The organism is Litoreibacter sp. (assembly GCF_039974535.1).
Lineage (GTDB): Bacteria > Pseudomonadota > Alphaproteobacteria > Rhodobacterales > Rhodobacteraceae > Litoreibacter.
In genome coordinates, this window is record NZ_JBDWIU010000010.1 from 251760 (window position 1) to 270490 (window position 18731).

General features: G+C 54.6%; 20 protein-coding genes. 12 read left to right on the forward strand and 8 right to left on the reverse strand.

Annotation, left to right across the window (positions count from 1 at the left end; translation table 11 throughout):
• Positions 1–3 precede the first annotated feature (3 nt).
• From uvrC to ABJN86_RS08855, 7 genes are all read right to left on the reverse strand, one after another.
• Positions 4–1893 (reverse strand): excinuclease ABC subunit UvrC, encoded by a 1890-nt coding sequence (uvrC, locus tag ABJN86_RS08825; RefSeq protein ID WP_348366407.1) that lies wholly within the window; start codon positions 1891–1893, stop codon positions 4–6.
• A gap of 305 nt (positions 1894–2198) precedes the next feature.
• Positions 2199–2984, reverse strand: a complete 786-nt coding sequence (locus tag ABJN86_RS08830; RefSeq protein ID WP_348366924.1) for an SDR family oxidoreductase — start codon at positions 2982–2984, stop codon at positions 2199–2201.
• A 4-nt stretch (positions 2985–2988) separates the two neighbouring features.
• Positions 2989–3936 carry a calcium/sodium antiporter gene (locus ABJN86_RS08835; RefSeq protein ID WP_348366409.1) on the reverse strand — a complete coding sequence of 316 codons (948 nt, stop codon included), beginning with the start codon at positions 3934–3936 and terminating at the stop codon, positions 2989–2991.
• Between the two features lie 184 nt (positions 3937–4120).
• Positions 4121–4921 (reverse strand): S49 family peptidase, encoded by an 801-nt coding sequence (locus tag ABJN86_RS08840; RefSeq protein WP_348366411.1) that lies wholly within the window; start codon positions 4919–4921, stop codon positions 4121–4123.
• Between the two features lie 162 nt (positions 4922–5083).
• Positions 5084–5962, reverse strand: a complete 879-nt coding sequence (locus tag ABJN86_RS08845; RefSeq protein ID WP_348366413.1) for an NAD(P)-dependent oxidoreductase — start codon at positions 5960–5962, stop codon at positions 5084–5086.
• A gap of 24 nt (positions 5963–5986) precedes the next feature.
• On the reverse strand, positions 5987–6412 hold the full coding sequence (locus ABJN86_RS08850; RefSeq protein WP_348366414.1) for a heme-binding protein: 426 nt from the start codon (positions 6410–6412) through the stop codon (positions 5987–5989).
• A 48-nt stretch (positions 6413–6460) separates the two neighbouring features.
• A complete protein-coding gene (locus ABJN86_RS08855) occupies positions 6461–7180 on the reverse strand; it encodes a FadR/GntR family transcriptional regulator (protein WP_348366416.1) in 720 nt (239 codons plus the stop codon).
• A 173-nt stretch (positions 7181–7353) separates the two neighbouring features.
• Between ABJN86_RS08855 and ABJN86_RS08860 the strand changes: the two genes are divergently transcribed.
• From ABJN86_RS08860 to ABJN86_RS08915, 12 genes are all read left to right on the forward strand, one after another.
• On the forward strand, positions 7354–8373 hold the full coding sequence (locus tag ABJN86_RS08860; protein ID WP_348366418.1) for a TRAP transporter substrate-binding protein: 1020 nt from the start codon (positions 7354–7356) through the stop codon (positions 8371–8373).
• Positions 8374–8428: 55 nt separating this feature from the next.
• Positions 8429–9064 carry a TRAP transporter small permease gene (locus ABJN86_RS08865; protein WP_348366420.1) on the forward strand — a complete coding sequence of 212 codons (636 nt, stop codon included), beginning with the start codon at positions 8429–8431 and terminating at the stop codon, positions 9062–9064.
• Positions 9065–10402 carry a TRAP transporter large permease subunit gene (locus tag ABJN86_RS08870; protein WP_348366421.1) on the forward strand — a complete coding sequence of 446 codons (1338 nt, stop codon included), beginning with the start codon at positions 9065–9067 and terminating at the stop codon, positions 10400–10402.
• 84 nt (positions 10403–10486) lie between these two features.
• Positions 10487–11005 (forward strand): redoxin domain-containing protein, encoded by a 519-nt coding sequence (locus ABJN86_RS08875; protein WP_348366423.1) that lies wholly within the window; start codon positions 10487–10489, stop codon positions 11003–11005.
• A 367-nt stretch (positions 11006–11372) separates the two neighbouring features.
• Positions 11373–12113 (forward strand): amino acid ABC transporter ATP-binding protein, encoded by a 741-nt coding sequence (locus tag ABJN86_RS08880; protein WP_348366425.1) that lies wholly within the window; start codon positions 11373–11375, stop codon positions 12111–12113.
• Positions 12114–12119: 6 nt separating this feature from the next.
• Positions 12120–12923: an amino acid ABC transporter permease gene (locus ABJN86_RS08885; protein ID WP_348366427.1), complete on the forward strand. Its 804-nt coding sequence runs from the start codon at positions 12120–12122 to the stop codon at positions 12921–12923.
• Between the two features lie 21 nt (positions 12924–12944).
• The gene (locus tag ABJN86_RS08890; protein WP_348366428.1) at positions 12945–13778 is read left to right on the forward strand and encodes a transporter substrate-binding domain-containing protein; all 834 of its coding nucleotides are present in this window, start codon (positions 12945–12947) and stop codon (positions 13776–13778) included.
• Between the two features lie 59 nt (positions 13779–13837).
• Positions 13838–14704, forward strand: coding sequence for an amino acid ABC transporter permease (locus ABJN86_RS08895; protein WP_348366429.1), 867 nt, complete (start codon positions 13838–13840; stop codon positions 14702–14704).
• A gap of 43 nt (positions 14705–14747) precedes the next feature.
• On the forward strand, positions 14748–15704 hold the full coding sequence (locus ABJN86_RS08900) for a fatty acid desaturase family protein (protein ID WP_348366431.1): 957 nt from the start codon (positions 14748–14750) through the stop codon (positions 15702–15704).
• A 2-nt stretch (positions 15705–15706) separates the two neighbouring features.
• Positions 15707–16024: a non-heme iron oxygenase ferredoxin subunit gene (locus ABJN86_RS08905; protein ID WP_348366433.1), complete on the forward strand. Its 318-nt coding sequence runs from the start codon at positions 15707–15709 to the stop codon at positions 16022–16024.
• 66 nt (positions 16025–16090) lie between these two features.
• Positions 16091–17287: a cytochrome P450 gene (locus tag ABJN86_RS08910; RefSeq protein WP_348366434.1), complete on the forward strand. Its 1197-nt coding sequence runs from the start codon at positions 16091–16093 to the stop codon at positions 17285–17287.
• On the forward strand, positions 17284–18237 hold the full coding sequence (locus ABJN86_RS08915; RefSeq protein ID WP_348366435.1) for a carbon-nitrogen hydrolase family protein: 954 nt from the start codon (positions 17284–17286) through the stop codon (positions 18235–18237). The genes ABJN86_RS08910 and ABJN86_RS08915 overlap by 4 nt, the downstream gene beginning before the upstream one ends.
• 48 nt (positions 18238–18285) lie before the next feature.
• On the opposite strand, the gene ABJN86_RS08920 is transcribed toward ABJN86_RS08915, so the two are convergent.
• Positions 18286–18720 carry a lytic transglycosylase domain-containing protein gene (locus tag ABJN86_RS08920; protein ID WP_348377701.1) on the reverse strand — a complete coding sequence of 145 codons (435 nt, stop codon included), beginning with the start codon at positions 18718–18720 and terminating at the stop codon, positions 18286–18288.
• Positions 18721–18731: the final 11 nt, after the last annotated feature.

The window sequence follows — 18731 nt, forward strand, 5'->3', positions numbered from 1 at the left end:
GCCTTACCCCTTTTCGTGAAAGTGGTCGTAGATCGTTTGCGCCATGGCTTCAGACACGCCATCGACGCTCATCAAATCGGACAAGTTTGCGCGCGATACCGCCTTGGCGGACCCAAAGTGTAGCAAGAGCGCCTTTTTGCGCTTGGGGCCTACGCCTTCGACTTCATCCAGCGGGTTCTTCATTTGTGATTTGGCACGTTTGGCGCGGTGGGTGCCGATGGCAAAACGGTGCGCCTCGTCGCGCATGCGTTGCACGAAATAGAGCACCGGATCATTGTGGCGCAGCGCGAAGGGACGCTTGCCTGTGCGGTGGAATTCCTCTTTGCCAGCGTCGCGGTCCTCGCCCTTGGCCACGCCGACCATGGCGATGTCTTCCACGTCCATTTCGCGCATGATTTGACGCACGGCGGAAACCTGTCCCGCCCCGCCGTCAATCAACAACAGGTCCGGCCACATGTCTGTTTTCCGTTCGGGGTCTTCCTTCTTGAGGCGCTTGAAGCGGCGCTGCAGCACCTCTTTCATCATGCCGAAGTCATCCCCTGGCACGAGGTCTTCGCCCTTGATGTTGAACTTGCGGTACTGGCTGCGCATGAACCCGTCCGGCCCCGCGGCGATCATGCCGCCCACCGCGTTGGTGCCTTGGATGTGGGAGTTGTCGTAAACCTCGATCCGTTTCGGTGGGGCCTCAAGGCCGAAGGCCTCAGCCACGCCTTGAAGCAATTTGGCCTGCGTCGCGGTTTCCGACATTTTGCGGCCAAGGCTTTCACGGGCGTTGCGAATGGCACCTGTGACCAACTCTTGTTTCTCGCCGCGTTGGGGGACCAAGATTTCAACCTTGCGGTCGATCTTCTGCCCCAAAGCATCGGCCATCAAGTCGGGGTCCTCAATCGCGTGAGACAGGATGATCTGGCGTGGCGGTTCTTTGTCGCTGTAGAACTGGCCCATGAAGGCCTGCAAGACCTCCGCCTCGGCTGCATTGGCGGTCTTGGGATAGAAGTCGCGGTTCCCCCAGTTTTGGTTCGCGCGAATGAAGAACACCTGGACGCAGGCTTGCCCATGCTCCAGATGTAGCGCGATGATGTCAGCCTCGGACACCGTGTGCGGATTGATACCTTGGGCTGTTTGCACTTGGGTCAATGCGCGGATGCGGTCGCGCAGGGCGGCAGCTCGCTCGAACTCCATCTCGTCGGAGGCTTGCTGCATCTGCGTGGCAAGCTGTTCTTGCATGTCGGTGGAGCGGCCAGACAGGAAGTTCTGCGCGTCCTTCACCAATCTGCCGTAATCGTCATCGTTGATTTTACCAACGCAAGGAGCGGCGCAACGTTTGATCTGATACTGAAGGCAAGGGCGCGAGCGGGACTCGAAGTCACTGTCAGAGCAATTGCGCAGTAAGAAGGCACGTTGCAATTGGTTGAGCGTTCGGTTCACCGCTCCGGCAGAAGCGAAGGGGCCGTAGTAGCTGCCCTTTTCTCGCTTGGCGCCACGGTGCTTCTTGATTTGGGGAAAGCTGTGCTGCGTCGTCACCAAGATATTCGGGAAGCTCTTGTCGTCGCGCAGCAATACGTTGAACTTGGGCTTCAGCTGTTTGATCAGGTTTTGCTCGAGCAGCAATGCCTCGGTTTCGGTCTTAGTGGTCAGGAACATCATCGATGCCGTCTCGGAAATCATTCGCGATATCCGTGGGACGTGGCCGTTTGGGTTGGCGTAATTCGACACGCGCTTTCGCAGCGCACGGGCTTTACCGACATAAAGAACCCGTTGTTGCGCATCGAGCATCCGGTAGACGCCCGGCGAGTTGTCCAAAGTCTTTAGATAGGATTGCACACAATCGTGCCCCGTCAGTTTGGCGGATGCATCTTCAACAGATTTTGAGGGCGGCATAGTGTCTGTCATATCGTCTGTATGATTCCTTATCTCCTCTGCAATGTCGCGCAACGAGTAGCAAGATAAAAGGTTTCCACTGTTCTTGTGGATAACCTTGTGGGGGAAATACCGTGAACTAGAAATTATCGTTATTTTTCGGGGCTAAAAGCTAAATGCCTAAAAAATAGGCACTTATCCAAACCTTTGTTATAAAACGATAAATTAATTGGAGGATCGCAAAGCACTGAAAACATTAAGCTTTTAATAACGGGTATGTGAAGAGAAACTCCGCAGGGGACAAGTCAAGTCTCAATCCTTCGTTAATCGCTGGTTTTCTAAGTTTCTACTCCGATCACATCCACCGTTTTCCAACCCAAATGTTGACCACCATCTACGCATAACAATTGCCCTGTCACCGCAGGTGATTTGATTAGATATTCCATTGCGGCGGTGACTTCATCTGGGTTTGATCCGCGCTCTAGTATGGTCGCCGCGCGTTGGCGGGAAAAATGGTCGTCAGACTGTCGGATGCCCTGAATGGTGGGGCCGGGCCCAATGGCATTGACGCGAATAGCGGGCGCAAGCGCCTGAGCGGAAGTTTGGGTTAACGCCCACAAGCCCATCTTCGCCAAAGTGTAGGTCATGAATTCAGGTGTAAGCTTCCTGACACGTTGATCGATCATGTTGATGACCACTGCCTGTGCGACGGGTTCGTCATTCTCGTCCCGCCCGATTTCCGGCGCTTGGGCGGCAAAGGCTTGCGTCAACAAGAAGGGGGCCTGAAAGTTCGACCCCATGTGCCGATCCCAGCTTTTGCGGGTGGCGGAGGTCAACGTGTCATATTCAAAAATTGATGCGTTGTTTATCAGAACACTGAAGGGGCCACCGAGGGCTTGGGTTGCTTCGGGGATCAGCGCCTCGACCTTGTCCATATCGAGCAGGTCTGCTTGCACGGCTACGGCGGTGCAGCCTTTGGCGTTGATCAATGCGACCGTTTCTAGAGCCGCATCTTTGGAGGAGCCATAATGTACGGCCACATCGAAACCCATCTCCGCAAGGGACAGCGCCATGGCACGCCCCAATCGATCCGCTGCTCCCGTTACGAGGGCTCGCCTTTTAATCAAGTTAAACTCCTGCCGCCAACACAATCACAATGTAGATCACGTATAGCGCACATAAGGCTGCGCCCCAACGTTTCCCCAAATCTTTGCGCATGAACACAATTGGGATCAAGACGAGAGATGATGCCAGCATAACCCACAAGTCAAAGCGCAAGAACGCCTCAGGGACGGGGATGGGGCCCACAAGACCGGCTACTCCGATGATGACGAGCAAGTTGAACAGGTTCGATCCGATGACGTTGCCCAATGCCACATCGGCATGTTTGCGCATGGCAGCTACGACAGTTGTCGCCAGTTCGGGCAGGGAAGTTCCGACGGCGACCAAAGTCAGGCCGATGACGGTTTCCGATACGCCCATACGCGTCGCAATAGCGCTGGCGTTATCCACCAACAGGCTCGCGCCCAATGGGAGGCCAATCAGACCCGCAAGCAGATAGGCTCCGATCTTCCATCCGGCCATTGACGGGTCCGCGCCTTCAGGCTCTTCCTCGTCGTTCTTGATGCGACCACTAAGGGCTTCACGGAATTGGTCAGTCAGGATCAGGGACATGCCGCCGAGCAAGACTAGGGCATGAACCCATGTGATGGGGCCAAAGAAACAAACTGCGATGAACAGCAGCGTTGCCGCGATCATCTGCATGTAGCTTTTTTGGGTTTGGGACTCGCTCGTTGGCAGACCAAAGAACAAGGCTGGGATTCCCAGCACGAGTAAAACATTAGCCGTGTTCGATCCCACGACATTGCCAAGCGCTAAACCCGGCACACCGCCCAAGACGGATTGCACCGCGATCAGTAGTTCAGGTGCGGAGGTCCCGAAGGCCACAATGGTCAGACTGACAATCAATGCGGGGATGCCAAGACGAAGCGATAGGTTCACTGCGCCTCGCACAAGCGCGTCACCTGCCACAAGCAGGATAATCAGCCCGCCAAGGGCCCCCAGAAGTTCAAACATTTATGAGCCCTTTTTGCGGCAAGGACAGGGGCCTTTGCCGATCTTATAACTTCCGCATTTCGCGCATTTATGCGCAGCCTTCGCGCCCAGCTTTGGCCCTATCTTTGGAAACTTCAGCTTCCCGAACATGGCGAGGATTGCCATGCCAGCCAGAAATAGGGTGATGATTTTGAAAATCATCGCATCAAAGTCCGAATTGCGCCCAAAGCGCTTTCTCATCAAGCTGGTCCATCGTGTCGGTCAGTACTCGTGCGCCGAAGCGTTGGAATAGTGATCGTTTGGGGCCAAATGAATTAAAACGAGCCTTGTCACCAAAGCGTTCCTTCATCACGGGCACCAGATGTCCGACCTCGTCTGCCAACCCGACCTCGATAGCTTTTTCGCCCACCCAAATTTCACCGGTGAATAGGTCACCATCTTCGGATAGTTTATCAGCGCGGCGCGTCTTCACATGGGCGATGAACGTGTCATGGATTTGTGCCTGTAGCGACTTCAACCGCTTGATGTCTGCGGGGCGCTCTGGGCGGAAGGGGTCCAACATGGACTTGTCTTTGCCGGCGGTGTGTACCCGCCGCTCCACCCCTTGGCGTTGCATTAACTCGTGAAAGCCAAAGCTGGCGGAAATTACACCGATAGAGCCCACGACCGAGCTTTCGTCGACATAGATGTGGTCCGCACTCGCGGCCAACCAGTAGCCTCCGGATGCTGCTACGTCCTCGACGAATGCGAATACGGGAACCTGGGTTTCCTCGGATAAGCGCCGAATGCGGGCACCGATCAATGAGCTTTGTACCGGAGATCCGCCTGGTGAGTTCAATTGCAACGCAACTGCGGCAGGCTTCCCTTTATGGAAGGCTTTGTGGAGCATGGACGCGAGGCCCGCGTCATTGAGATTGCCACCACGACCACCTGCGGCGATCACGCCACTCATGGAGACGACGTTGATCACAGGGGGCGACTTCAAAAAGGGGATAAAACGTTTCATGCTAGCCATGTAAAGCCCGCGAAGCCGCCAAACAAGGGTGATGTCGGTTGCGGGTTTGGGGAACCGCAACTTTGTTTTCTTCGCGGCCCGTGTTCCACACCGCATTTAGGTGAAGGCGCCGCTCGCGACCGGAGCGGCACCTTCGTTCGTCTGAGCCGTAAATTACTTCTGTAGCTTCAAGAAGTAGTCGAAGATTTCTGGCACGTTGCCATTGCCCATACCCGCGTCGAACGCGGCCTGAAGGTTCGCAGATGTACCCTCAGCGATTGGCGCACGGGTGCCCATGTCTTCAACCATCTGCAAGAAGTAGCCCACGTCCTTATTCGCGTTGGCGATGGAGAAGCCCAAATCGCTAACGCCGTCCACAGCGTAGTTCTTGCAGAACTGCATGAATGGCGAGTTGGACGGACCAGCGGACATGATGTCGAACAGCTGCTGGCGATCAACGCCTGCGCGCTCTGCAACGGCGAAAGCTTGGCTCATGGTGCAAGCAGTTGTCATGCCCATGAAGTTGTTGATCAGCTTGGTGACGTGGCCAGCGCCAAGTGCGCCGAGGTGGAAAACGTTCTCGCCTTGAACTTCAAGAACAGGCTTCACCTTCTCGAATGTCTCCAAGTCGCCAGCGGCCATGATGTTCAGCAGGCCGTCTTTCGCGTGGGCTGGTGTGCGACCAAGAGGTGCGTCGATCATGCCAGCGCCCTTTGCGGCCAAATCAGCGCCGATTTTGCGTGTGGAGGCAGGGATGGACGTGCCGTAGTCGATGACAACAGCGCCTTCTTTGATGCCGGCCAAGATGCCTTCGTCGCCGTAGATCAGGCTTTCAACAACGTCAGATGTCGTCAGGCAAAGCATGACGATGTCGCTCTTTTCGGCCAGTTCTTTGGCGGAACCAGCTTCAGTTGCGCCGCGTGCAGTGGTCGCTGCAACCGCTTCGGGGCTGCGGTCGATGACGTTCAGCTCGTAGCCATTCTTTTGCAGGCATTCAGCCATGTTGCCGCCCATAAGGCCGAGGCCGATAAAGCCAATGACAGGTTTTTCCATTTTTAGATTCCTTGAGTTCTTGTTTTAGGATTGATTTTCAGAGAACGCGCGCACGCCAGCTTCGGCGACTTCGCGGTCTTGTGCGGGGGAGCCTGAGCTGACGCCGATACCGCCGACAACTTCACCGTTGAACAGCACCGGAAGGCCGCCAGCGACCACGACCATGCGGCCGCCCAGAGTTGACGACAGGCCATATGCCGGCTCGCCGGGGTGGCTGACTTCCCCTAGGACGTGGGTGCCTTTTTTGACGCCCACAGCCGTATAGCTTTTGTCGATAGCCAGATTGATGCTGGTAACTTTGCCGCCGTTCATACGTTCAAATGCGATCAAATTGCCGCTTTCGTCGGTAATGGCGATACACATCGGTATGCCGATTTCGTTTGCTTTAGCGCGTGCGCCATCTATCAGCGCGTTTGCGTCGGCAATATCGAGACGTTCAATAGTCAGCATTCTGTTTCCCTAAGTCGGTTGTTTAGCATTTGGGCTTTTCTTCGCAGATCAAACGTTGCGTTCCCCTGAGTTGATTTGAAGGCCACGCCGCAGATGAGCGCGCATTCCGTCTCCCGCAGCGTTGGCGTTGCCCTCTTTGATCGCCTCGACGATGACCAAATGCTCTTGGCGTAAGCTCTCTTGGTAGGCCGGAAGTTTTTGTTGATCCATGTGCTGCATTGCGTTTGCGGGGATAATGAACGGCCCTAAGAAGCGTAAGAAATCAGCGATGTACGAGTTCTTTGTCGCAGCAGCAACGGCCAGATGAAATTGAAAGTCTTCGATCTGGCCCAACTCGCCCGCAAGATGTGCGGCGTGCTGCTTGTCTAGGGCCGCGTACATATCCTTAATGTCGGCCTCGGTCCTACGCGACGCGGCAAGCTCTACGTTGGAGACCTCCATGCACATACGAAGCTCCATGGCTTGCTCAATGTGGTCTTTCTCGTTCAGGTGCTTGCTGCAAAGTCGGAAGGGTTGTTGGCTGATGTCTTCGCAGACGAAAACGCCACGCCCTTGATGCGCCTTTACAAGACCATCAACGCGCAAAGACGAGATAGCCTCGCGAATTACCGTGCGGCTCACTCCGAACTGTTCGACCAGCGCGCTTTCCGTTGGCAGCTGTGCGCCCGGCGCAAAGTCGCCCTTCTGAATGCGTTCGCGCAATTGATCCGCAACTCGTTCGCCAAGCTTCGGACGCATGCCCAAAGCAAGACCCTTTGAATCAACCATTTTCAGACTCCTCCGGTGTTATCGTACCTCTCCTCAAGTAGTTACACGATGCCTTCAGCTAGCGGTGAATATTTTTGTTAGTTGCTTTTAGTAGATTCATCATACAACATACAACAGATGATGTCGGGAGGAAACCTTTAATCGGCATCACGACGCAACCTTGGGAGGACCAAATGACTCTTACTAAAAACCTGACGGGATCGTTGCTTGCAACGATGATCGGCGCCGCGGGCGCCAGTGCTGCTGAGTTCGACATCAGCATTCAAACTCACTTCAGTGCCGAATCGCTGAAAGGCAAAAACGTTCAAAGCCTGGTGGACGATGTTGAACGCATGTCCGGCGGACGCGTGGACATTGAAATGTTCTATTCAGCCTCATTGGTGAAGGCGACGGAAACATTTGACGCCGCCGTGAATGGCATTCTTGACGGCGATATGACTGGTGCTGCTTACCAAACAGGTAAAGACCCAGCGTTCCAGTTCGTTGGTGATATCCTTGGTGGTTACGACACACCTTGGGAAATGTACTCGTGGTTCTACTACGGTGGCGGCCTTGAAGCGGCTCAGCCTCTGTACCACAAGCACGGCATGCATGTTGTTGGTTGGTGGATTTCTGGTCAGGAATCGCTGTCATCTACAAGCCCGTTGGCTGGCGTAGAAGACTTCAAAGACTGGAAGTTCCGCTCCCCTCCAGGCATCCAAACTGAAATCTTCGCGGAATTGGGTGCAAGCCCGATCGTTATGGACTTCGGTGAGGTGTTTACGGCTTTAGAGACTAAAATCATTGACGGCGCAGATGCTTCAAACATCGCGACCAACACTGAGATTGGTCTCTATGACATTGCCAAGCACGCAACATACCCTGGCTTCCACTCGATGCCTGCGGACCACCTTGCGATCAACAAAGAAGTTTGGGACGGTCTGCCAGCAGACATCCAAGCGATCTTTGAAGTTGCCATGGAGAAAATGGCCTTCCGCGAGACCCTCAGCCACCAGGTTGAAATGGGTGTTGCTGCTGAAAAAGCGAAAGCAAGTGGCGTGACGCTGTACAACTGGAATGCCGAGCAGCGTGAAGCTTTCCGTACATTCTCTCGCGGCAAGTGGGAAGAATGGGGCGCAAAGACACCAGAAGCTGGGTCCTTGGTTAGCAGCCACATCGATTTCATGAAGCAAATCGGCCTGATTACTAAATAACTGAAACTGGGGCGGCGATGCTCGCCGCCCCAACCTCATTTTGAAAGCCAGCCCCATGCCTACACTCGATCCATCCGGCTATATCTGGGTGGCATCCTTAAGCGGTTTAACCCTTTTCTGGATGCTCTTCATTGCGCCAAAATTTGTGCCCATGCTGTCGCGTGGATTGCACGGGGCAGATAGCCCGCCGCTTACATTTGTTGACCATGTAACTCTTCGAATCTCGTCTTTGTTGATGTTTGTCGTCGCGATCATCATGGGCATTATGCTGTTCGAAGTGATCATGCGCTACGTGTTCGCGCGCCCAACTATCTGGGTCGAAGAGTTGTCGCGTTGGCTTGGCGGTGTGATCTTTCTTGTCGCGGGGCTATACGCCATGCAGCAACGCACCCACATCCGCGTCACTATCGTCTACGACATCGTTAACCGCAATACTCAGCGCATTATGGAGACACTTGCCACCGCGTGCGTTTGCGTTTTTTGCTGGTCGGTTGCTTGGGGGTACTGGGAAAATTCCATGCGTAAATTCAGTTCATGGGAGCTTTACGGCTCCGCATGGAACCCGCCAATTCCGGCCATCATGAAGCCGTTAATTTGTATCGTCTGTGCTTGGATGAGTATCCAAGCGATTAACAACCTTATCGTCGACTGGCGGCGTAGCACGCCATTGGCTCCGGCGGAGGACGGCTAGATGGGTATCGCAGAACTTTCAATCCTGCTCGTATTGGGCATCATCGTACTGTTGGCCATTGGTGTCCCGCTTGGTTTTGCCTCCGGTTTCTTGGGCGCTCTTGTCGCTTATTGGAAGCTGGGTGACCGCGGGTTTTTCATTCTCGGGCAGCGGATGTATGACCTCACGATCGAGCATGCCTTGCTGGCCGTTCCTCTGTTCATATTCATGGCCATGCTCCTTGAGCGAAGTAACATAGCCAAAGATATGTACGACTCCATGAGCGTCTGGATGTCGCGCACACGGGGTGGCATCGCAATCGTGACATCCGTCATGGCTATCATCATGGCCGCCATGTCCGGCATTATCGGAGGCGAGATCGTCTTGCTTGGTCTTGTGGCACTGCCACAAATGCTGCGCTTGAATTACGACAAACACCTTGCGTGCGGGACAATCTGTGCTGCGGGCTCCCTTGGCACCATGATCCCACCGTCTATCGTGTTGATCATCTACGGCGTGGTTACGGAGACCTCTATTCACTCGCTGTTCAAGGCCGCCCTAATTCCCGGCTTGCTTCTTGGGTTCAGCTACATCGTCTACATCGCGATCCGTGCTCGCTTGCGCCCGCAAGATGCGCCACTTCCCGAGTTGGATTTTGAGGTCACCTTCCGCGACAAGATCATAGCACTTAAGGGGCTGCTGCCGCCAATGCTGCTGGTCGGAGCAATTCTGGGGTCCATCTACGGTGGCATCACGGGCATTACCGAGGCGGCCGCTATTGGGTGCATCGGGACGTTGCTCTTGATTACACTACGCGGAGAGATGTCTTGGTCATTGTTTGTTGAAGCGCTGCAGCGCACGATGCGCTCAACCGGTACAATCATGTGGGTGACTTTTGGTGCAACCGCGCTTGCTGGTGCCTACTCTCTTGCTGGCGGGCCAACATTCATTGCTGGACTTATCCTAGGGTTGGATGTGCCGCCAATGGGCATCATTTTGGTCATGATGTTGATCTTCTTGTTCTTAGGCGCGTTGCTGGATTGGATCGGGATTGTTCTACTGGTTATGCCAGTTTTCCTTCCCATCGTGGCGGGGATGGACCCTGCGGATATCGGTGTCTTGGGAACCTTGTCACCGTCTCATGTGTCCGTTTGGTTCGGCATCTTGTTCTGCATCAACATGCAGGTCAGCTTCCTTAGCCCCCCATTTGGCCCTGCTGCCTTCTATCTTAAATCAGTGGCCCCGCCGGACATCTCTTTGGCCGACATCTTCAAGGGCTTTTTGCCATTCATTGGCATCCAGCTTCTTGTGCTGGGGGTCATGATGGCCTTCCCAGAAATCACGACTTTGCTGCTGTAATAATCGTGTTCTCCCTGACGAGGGCTGGGTTCGCTTGGCCCTCGTCTGAAAACCTATCTTTGCTATCTAATGAAAGGGCAATTCATGCTAAACACGAAACCGGAGGCCGGCGGTCTCTTTCCGCAAATGACCTTTGACAAACTTGGCGGTGGCTCGATCTCCGTCGGTGGACCTAAAGATCGCTACTCCCTTTTCATCGTGTATCGAGGCAAGCACTGTGGTCGTTGCAAGAAGTATCTCAATGGGTTGCAGGCAATCGCGTCCGATTGGGAAGCCGCTGGCTTCGATATCTCTGTGGTATCGGCAGATCCAGAAAGCAAAGCGCAGCAAGATGTCGCCGAATATGGTTGGGACTTCGACCTTGGCTACGGCTTGACCGAAGAGCAAATGGAAAAGTTGGGCGTATACATTTCGAACCCGCTTTCCCCTGATGAGACTGATCGTCGTTTCTCGGAGCCTGCGATCTTCTGCATTCGCCCCGATGGAGTAATTCAGATTGTGTGCTTGTCGAATGGCCCAGCTGCACGCCCTGATCTTGAAGAACTGCTTGATGGCATGAAATTCAACATCGAGCATAAACGCCCAGCACGCGGGACTGTTTAATCTAGAACTATTCCCCCGTGCGAAGGCCTCATTGAGGGCGCATGGGGGAATATGTACGTTCCTGTCGGCAGACAATGGAACCTGAGAGCCAAGGCTGGCTGAAGCCAGACACGTCTTTAAAAGAAGACCACGATATCCCTAGATTAGACGAGCCAGCTTGCAGGTGTTCAAGCAGGTAGCGAAAACTTGAATGCAATTTTGATTGCACTCAAAATCCGCTCTGCTAAGTTACCTACTCATTGGTAGGGCGTTCCAGTGGGCTACTTTCGGGAGGAGACTTAGTTAGAAACTGCTTCGCAACTTCTTAGGACGTCGAAGCCGTTGTTATTCAAATTGACCGATTTGGATTTGCTCAGTCGCCGCGATTATGCATGAAAAAATGATTTCGATTTCCGGAATGAGTAAGTCCTTTGGCCCATTCCAAGCGCTCCGCGACGTTGACCTTGAGGTGACGAGAGGGGAACGCGTCGTGATCTGTGGGCCATCGGGTTCCGGAAAATCAACTTTGATCAGATGCCTGAATGGCTTGGAGCTCCACGACTCCGGAACCGTAATGGTTGATGGGCTCCTTGTTGCCGAAGACAGCAAGGATTTGAACCGGCTGCGGCAGCAGGTTGGCATGGTTTTTCAGCAGTTCAACCTGTTCCCCCATTTGACAATTCTCGAAAACCTGACGATCGGCCCAATGAAGGTGCAGAAAGTTGGCAAGGTTGAGGCCGAAGCACGCGCCCGCAAATATCTTGAACGCGTCCATATTCCCGAGCAAGCAGACAAATACCCCGCACAGTTATCTGGCGGGCAGCAACAACGCGTCGCGGTAGCGCGCTCGTTATGCATGGAAACGCAAATCATGCTATTTGACGAGCCAACATCCGCCCTTGATCCAGAAATGATTAACGAGGTTCTGGACGTGATGATCGAGTTGGCGGACACCGGAATTACCATGGTCTGCGTGACCCATGAGATGGGCTTCGCACGTAAGGTCGCTGATACGATGGTGTTCATGGAGGAGGGGGGAATCGTTGAGGTTGCCCCACCGGAGAAGTTCTTCACCAATCCTGACAGCGACCGTTGCAAAGCCTTCCTTGGGCAAATTCTGGACCACTAGAGGCCGATGGAAAAGCGACTAACACTCAAGGCGGTTTTGAACGCGGTGCCGGTGGCCATTGGCCTCTACCTCGCCGTCGTGTTCGGCATTTTCTGGCTGGCCTATTCTGGCGCGCAAGCGATGGGGTACAACTGGCAGTGGTACCGGATGCCGCAGTACTTCTACACATTGACAGAGGATGGCTTCCAATGGGGCGAGATCATGGTTGGGCTGGTCAAAACGATCCAGCTATCCGTCACCGCGTTCATCTTTGCGACACTACTGGGGCTGGTCGTCGCCTTGTTGCGCCTGTCCGGTCTGGTGGTCGGAAGTGCGGTCGCCGTCGTGTTCTTGGAATTCGTGCGCAACATGCCGCTACTCGTACTGCTTTACCTGTTTTACTATGTGCTTGGGCCGGTCTTTGATCTTGACCGCTACACCGCTAGCATCATGTGTCTTGCGGTATTTCACGCCGCCCTCATCTCCGAGATTTTCCGCGCTGGCATCAACTCCGTGCCCAAAGGCCAATGGGAGGGGGCGACGTCGATTGGTATGTCGAAGGCACAGGCATACCGCTACATCATCCTGCCGCAGTCCATAAAGTTTATGTTGCCCCCCATGACCGGTGAAATGGTTCATCTGGTCAAAAGCTCCGCGATTGTCAGCATGATTGCCGTCGTGGAATTAACCACCATTGGCCGCAACCTGATTTCCGACACCTACATGAGCTTCGAGATCTGGTTCACCATCGCCGCCGTTTATCTGATCCTGACCCTGATGTTGTCCATCGGCGTGTCCCGGATCGAAAAGAAATACGCAGTTCAAACTTAGCACTCACCAAGGAGAAACTTTATGAAACTTACTAGACGTATGGCAGGGATTGCCCTCGCGGCGGCAGCCACGGTTGCCCTGGCGCTCCCCGCATCCGCTCAAAACGCCAGCCAAGGTCTGGCAGCGGCCTCAGTTATCGAGACCATCAAGCAAGACGGCGTCCTGCGCATTGGTCTATCCATCTTCCGCCCGTGGTCCATGCGCGATCTCGACGGCGAATTGGTGGGCTTTGAATTGGACGTGGGCCGTGAGCTGGCCAAAGACATGGGCGTTGAAGTTGAGTTCGTGCCGACATCTTGGGACGGGATCATTCCGGCTCTCGTGTCTGGCAAGTTTGACGTCATCATCTCTGGCATGACCATCACGCCGCAGCGTAATCTGACAGTCGCATTCTCGGACCCTTATGCTTATTCCGGTCTGACGATTATGGCCAACAATGAGCTGACCAAAGGGTTCGCGCTGGAAGATTATAACAGCCCAGACGTTACCTTCTCGGCCCGCCGCGGCGCGACACCTGCTACGGTTATCGCCGAGATGTTCCCAGAGGCTGAATTGCTGTTGTTCGACGAGGATGGCGCGGCTGATCAAGAGGTCCTGAATGGCAACGCACACGCAACAATGGGCGCGGAGCCTTCCCCGTCTGAATATGCACGCAAGTACCCTGAGACAGTGAACGTGCCGTTTGAGCAAGCCTTCCAAGCTGCTGGTGAAGGCTTTGCTTTGCGCAAGGGTGACCCAGACGCCGAGAACTTCTTCAACAACTGGATCGGCATCAAAACCCGCACCGGTTGGTTGACAGAGCGCCACAACTACTGGTTCCGCGGTGACGAATGGAAAGCCAGCGTCGCTGAGTAATCAAACCTACCAAGGCGGGCTTTAACTGGCCCGCCTTACCCAACCGCCGGAAAGGCCTCATGCCCAAGTTCCTTAAACGCCTGCATTGGATGGATTACGTTATCCTTGTTGTTGTCACGACGGTGACGACACTAATTGCGGTGCGCATGGGAAGTGCGCTGAACTATGATTGGCGCTGGGAAAAGATCCCGAATTACCTTTTCCGCTATAAAGAAAGCGAAGACGCATGGGTCGCCAACCTGCTGGTCCAAGGGCTGTATACGACGCTCCGCATTGCGATTTACTCCAGCATTCTTGCGTTGATCCTTGGCGTAGGTTTGGGCATTGCACGTTGCGCGAGCAATCTGACCATTCGCATGCTGGCGCGCACCTATCTTGAATTCCTGCGGAATGTCCCGCCGGTTGTGATCATCTTCATTTTCTTCTTTTTCCTGTCCGAGCAATTGATCACGGCACTAAACATGGAAAGCTGGGCGCGCGGCATTGCGCGCAGCGACGATAACGGAGTCTGGACCTTTCTGTTCGGTGATATGCGGCGCTTTCCTGCGTTGATTTCTGGGGTCATTGTTCTGGCGTTGTTTGAAAGCGCTTTCGTGGGCGAGATCGTTCGTGCAGGCATCCAGTCTGTCGGTAAGGGTCAACGCGAAGCCGCGCGATCTATTGGGATGAACCGCTACCAAGAAATGCGCTACATTGTGCTGCCGCAAGCCCTGCGCAAGGTCACGCCCCCTATGGCCAATCAGTTCATCACGTTGATCAAGGACAGCTCGCTTGTGTCGCTGATTTCAGTGCCTGACCTAACGTTTAAAACCGTCGAGCTTGTCGCCTCTACACGCTTGATATTCGAAGCGTGGCTGACCGCCGCTGCGTTCTACTTCATAATCTGTTTCGGGCTGTCGATGCTATTTCGACGGATGGAGAAATAGGTAGCTTGTCTATGGCCCTACAACACCTCACTAAGGATCGCACGTGCCACACCCCATCGTAACCCCGCTGATCCAAGCCTTAGCCGAAGGCAAGCTGTCGCGCGCGGAGTTGAAAGAGCTTATGCAGCGCTCCGATGCGCCGGCCTTTCGGCACTTGGCAATCTGGGCGCTTGTGTTGATCTCTACAACCGCGCTGGTGGCTTTGGCGTGGAACTCATGGTTAATCTGGCCTGCGATGTTCGTGCATGGTGTGGTTCTTGTTCACCACTTTTCGCTGCAGCATGAATGTGTTCACTACACCGTTTTTCGCACTCGCCATTACAACGATATAGCAGGGCAAATCTGCGGTTTCATTATCATGTTGCCGCATCGGTTTTTCCGATATGAACACTGCGACCACCATACGTTCACTCAGGTCACGGGGGATGATCCGGAACTGATCCCAACGCCCACGACCTACGGCGAGTATCTGTTTTATCTGACGGCCATTCCCTACTGGCGCAACAAAGTCACGGAAGTCTTTCGCCATGCGCGGGGCACCCTGAGTGAAACTGAGCGTAAGTTCATTCCCAATGAGGAGCACGCGGCAGTCTTTCGTGATGCCCGCTTAATGCTCGGTACTTATGCGGTCCTGTTTTTGGGTATGGCGGTTTCGGGCTGGTGGGGATTGATCTGGCTTTGGGTGATCCCCATGGTGCTTGGAGAGCCGGTTATGCGGTTCATTCGCATGACCGAACATGTTGGCCGCCCAATGGTTGCACAAATGCATGAGAACACGCGCACCAACCTTGTTTCACTGCCATGGCGATTTCTGGGATGGAACATGAACTATCACGCTGAACACCATTATGTGTCGTCGGTGCCGTTCCACTCTTTGCCCAAGCTTCATGAAAAACTGAAAGATCATATCTACGTTGAAAAGGGCGGATATGTTGGGGCTCACGTTGATATCTTGCGTCAAATCCACGCTCAAAAATCTGCCGCGCAGGGGGCTCAATAGAGATGGCGCGTGAAAAGACATGGCACAATATCATCGCGGTTGATCTTCTAGAGGCGGGTTGGGTGACGCGGGTGGACTTGGGGGGACGGAAGCTTGCCGTCTATGACACTCCCAGTGGCGTCTACACATCTTCGGCCCTTTGTAATCACGGCGGTGCAGACATGTGCGACGGGTACTTTGATGGCCACGTGATTGAATGCCCGCTTCACCAAGGGGCTTTTGATGTGCGCGATGGCAAGCCCGTTAGCCCACCGGCCACTCGCCCAATGATGACATTTGAGACTCGTATCAAAGAGGGGATGGTTCAGATCAAGACCTGAACGAAAACCTAAACAAGAGACCCGAACAAGAGACCTGGCCCTTGGCCGCAGCGAAAAGGAAGCCCCATGCGACACGTCGATGACTTGCCAGAGATTGATTTTGCCTCACCTGAGTATCAAGCGGCACCTTTCAAAATGCTTGCTGATTGTGCGCGCCGTTGGAAAATCGCCCGCTCCGAACGTGGAGTTGAGCTGTTGGACTATGACCTGTGCCGCCATGCCATCGTGGACAGAAAACTGGGGACGGGTCACCCCAAACTAATGGATGTGTTGGGTCTGCCCGAAGGTCGCGCGTTGGACTACAAACGCGCCTCAATTTCGTATCACAATCGAGGCCCACGTCGCCGTAATCTACGTATTCCGGTGACAAAGTTGATGGGGCCGGACGCATCTGAGCGATTTCGCAAAGATATCAAGCACGTCATAACCCGTGTCGTCGATGCGATCCCAACAGACACATCGGTTGATTTGGTCACGCATCTTTGCGACCCCATCCCATCGGCGGTTTATTGTTACTGGACCGGAGCACCTTTCGATTACGCCTCTTACGTGGCACGGACGTCTCACACGGTTCAACAGGTGCACACACGGAACCCCGAACACACCAAGGATATTGTCAAAGCTTTTGAAAGTTTGCTGGATTTCGTGGATGAGCGGATCAAGGAGCGTCGCGTTGACATGAAGGATGACCTGCTTTCAGATTTGATCCGTGCCACCGATGCGGGGCAATTGTCCGAATCCGATTTGCGCAATTGGGTTGTGAAGCTGGCGGAAGCCAACACTGACAATTCATCGCATCAGATCGGGATTGCCTTGATCGAACTTGCCTCACGCCCTGACGTCTGGGCGCGGCTTGGTGCGGATGCCACATTGGTTCCAGCAGCCGTGCGCGAAGTTATGCGATTTCATCCGCGTTCAATATCCACCTCGCGTGAGGTCATGGAAGACATGGAAATTGAGGGGACACTCTTGCCCAAGGGCACGCCTGTTTTCGCCAACATCGGCGCGGCCCATTGGGATGCGCGCCATTACGCGGACCCCGAAATGTTTGACATTGATCGGGTTGATGAGCCTCCGCATCTGAACTTCGGGGGCGGCATTTTCTCATGTGTGGGGCGCTATGCTGTGACCATGGAAGTTGAGGAGGTTATTGCGCTGCTTGCCCAACGCCACCCGAATTTGACGCTCAAGAAAACTGGGTTTAGCCACTCGCCCTTGTTTACATCTATTAGCGAGCTTGACGTTGTCCTGAACCCATCATGACGGACCGTACATCACCTTTTTCTGCAGGGGTTTTGCGTGTGGCGGCTTTGCAAGTTGCACCGGTGTATCTGGATGCATGGGCCACATGGGACAAGATCAAATCCATGGGTCTGGAGGCCGTGAACGATGGCGCAGAGGTGCTTACGTGGGGCGAGACGCTTATACCGGGTTACCCCGAGTGGGTTGCCGTTGACACAACTGAGGCTCAAGAGCCTGCCTATGCACGCTATTGGGATCAGGCGGTTACTATGGATGGCGCCTTGGTGGCCGACATCAAGGCGTTCGCTAAGCGTCATAAGGTCATGATCATCGGCGGCGTGGCGGAGCGTTCGGGTGGCTCGGTCTATGCGACGATCATCACCATCGATGCGCAGGGTGAACTCATCGGGCGACATCGCAAATTGAAACCGACATGGCGAGAACGTCTGGTTTGGGCAGATGGTGACGGTTTGGGCCTACGGACGCATGACACCAAAATTGGCAAAATCGGGTCGCTGAATTGTTGGGAAAATTGGCTTCCGTTGGCACGGGCGGCACTGCACCAACAAGACGAATTCATCCATGTCGGTGTCTGGCCGGGTAGCATCACTCAGGTTGATGACATTACCCGCTTCATCGCTATTGAGGGCAAAACCTGGTCCATTGCCGCCTGCGGGGTGTTGCGGGCGCAAGACATGGAACATCTGAGCGAGGATATTTTTCCGGTTCGGGAAGAGATGCTTACGCGTAAAAAAGTCTGGCAAAATGGCGGATCGCATATAGTTGCACCGGATGGCTCCATCGTGGCGGGGCCTTTGGTGGGGGAAGAAGGGATAGTGGCAGCTGACATCGACACCAAGTCAGTTGTGATGGCCCGCCAGCTTCGTGACCCGAGCGGGCATTACTCAAGGCCTGACGTCTTGAATTTGACGGTTCAGGGGGCAAACGTGATTGGCGCGGGCAAGGGGTGAGGGAGGATACCTACCTCTAAGACATCACCTCAGGCGCGCAATCGAGTGCTACCCCGACCGCAACCCAGTCTCGACCAATTTACCCTGCCGCTTGGCTTCATAGTAGTAGCCGCGGGAGTACCATTTTACCGCTGTATCAAAGCTGCCGTCAGACAACAGCCACGCGCCGCGTAGGTATTTGACCGCGTACTTCAGGTTGGTCTCTGCATCCAGCAGACTTTCCGGTGTGCCGCGATGGCCCATAGTGCGGGCTGTCGCTGGCAGTATTTGCATCAACCCGTAGTAGGGGCCATTGCGGGCCTCGGGGCGATGGGTGCTTTCGCGGATGATCTGGCGATGCACCAAGGCACGCGGCACCTCGTAGAAGTCTGCGTATTGGTTGATCAAGGCGCGCAGCTCTGGGGTCTCATTGGGATGCAACGGGATTGTGTCCGCACGGGTGACGGGGGCGGGATCGGGGCTGCCGCCACCACAAGCTGACACCCCCAAGCTCA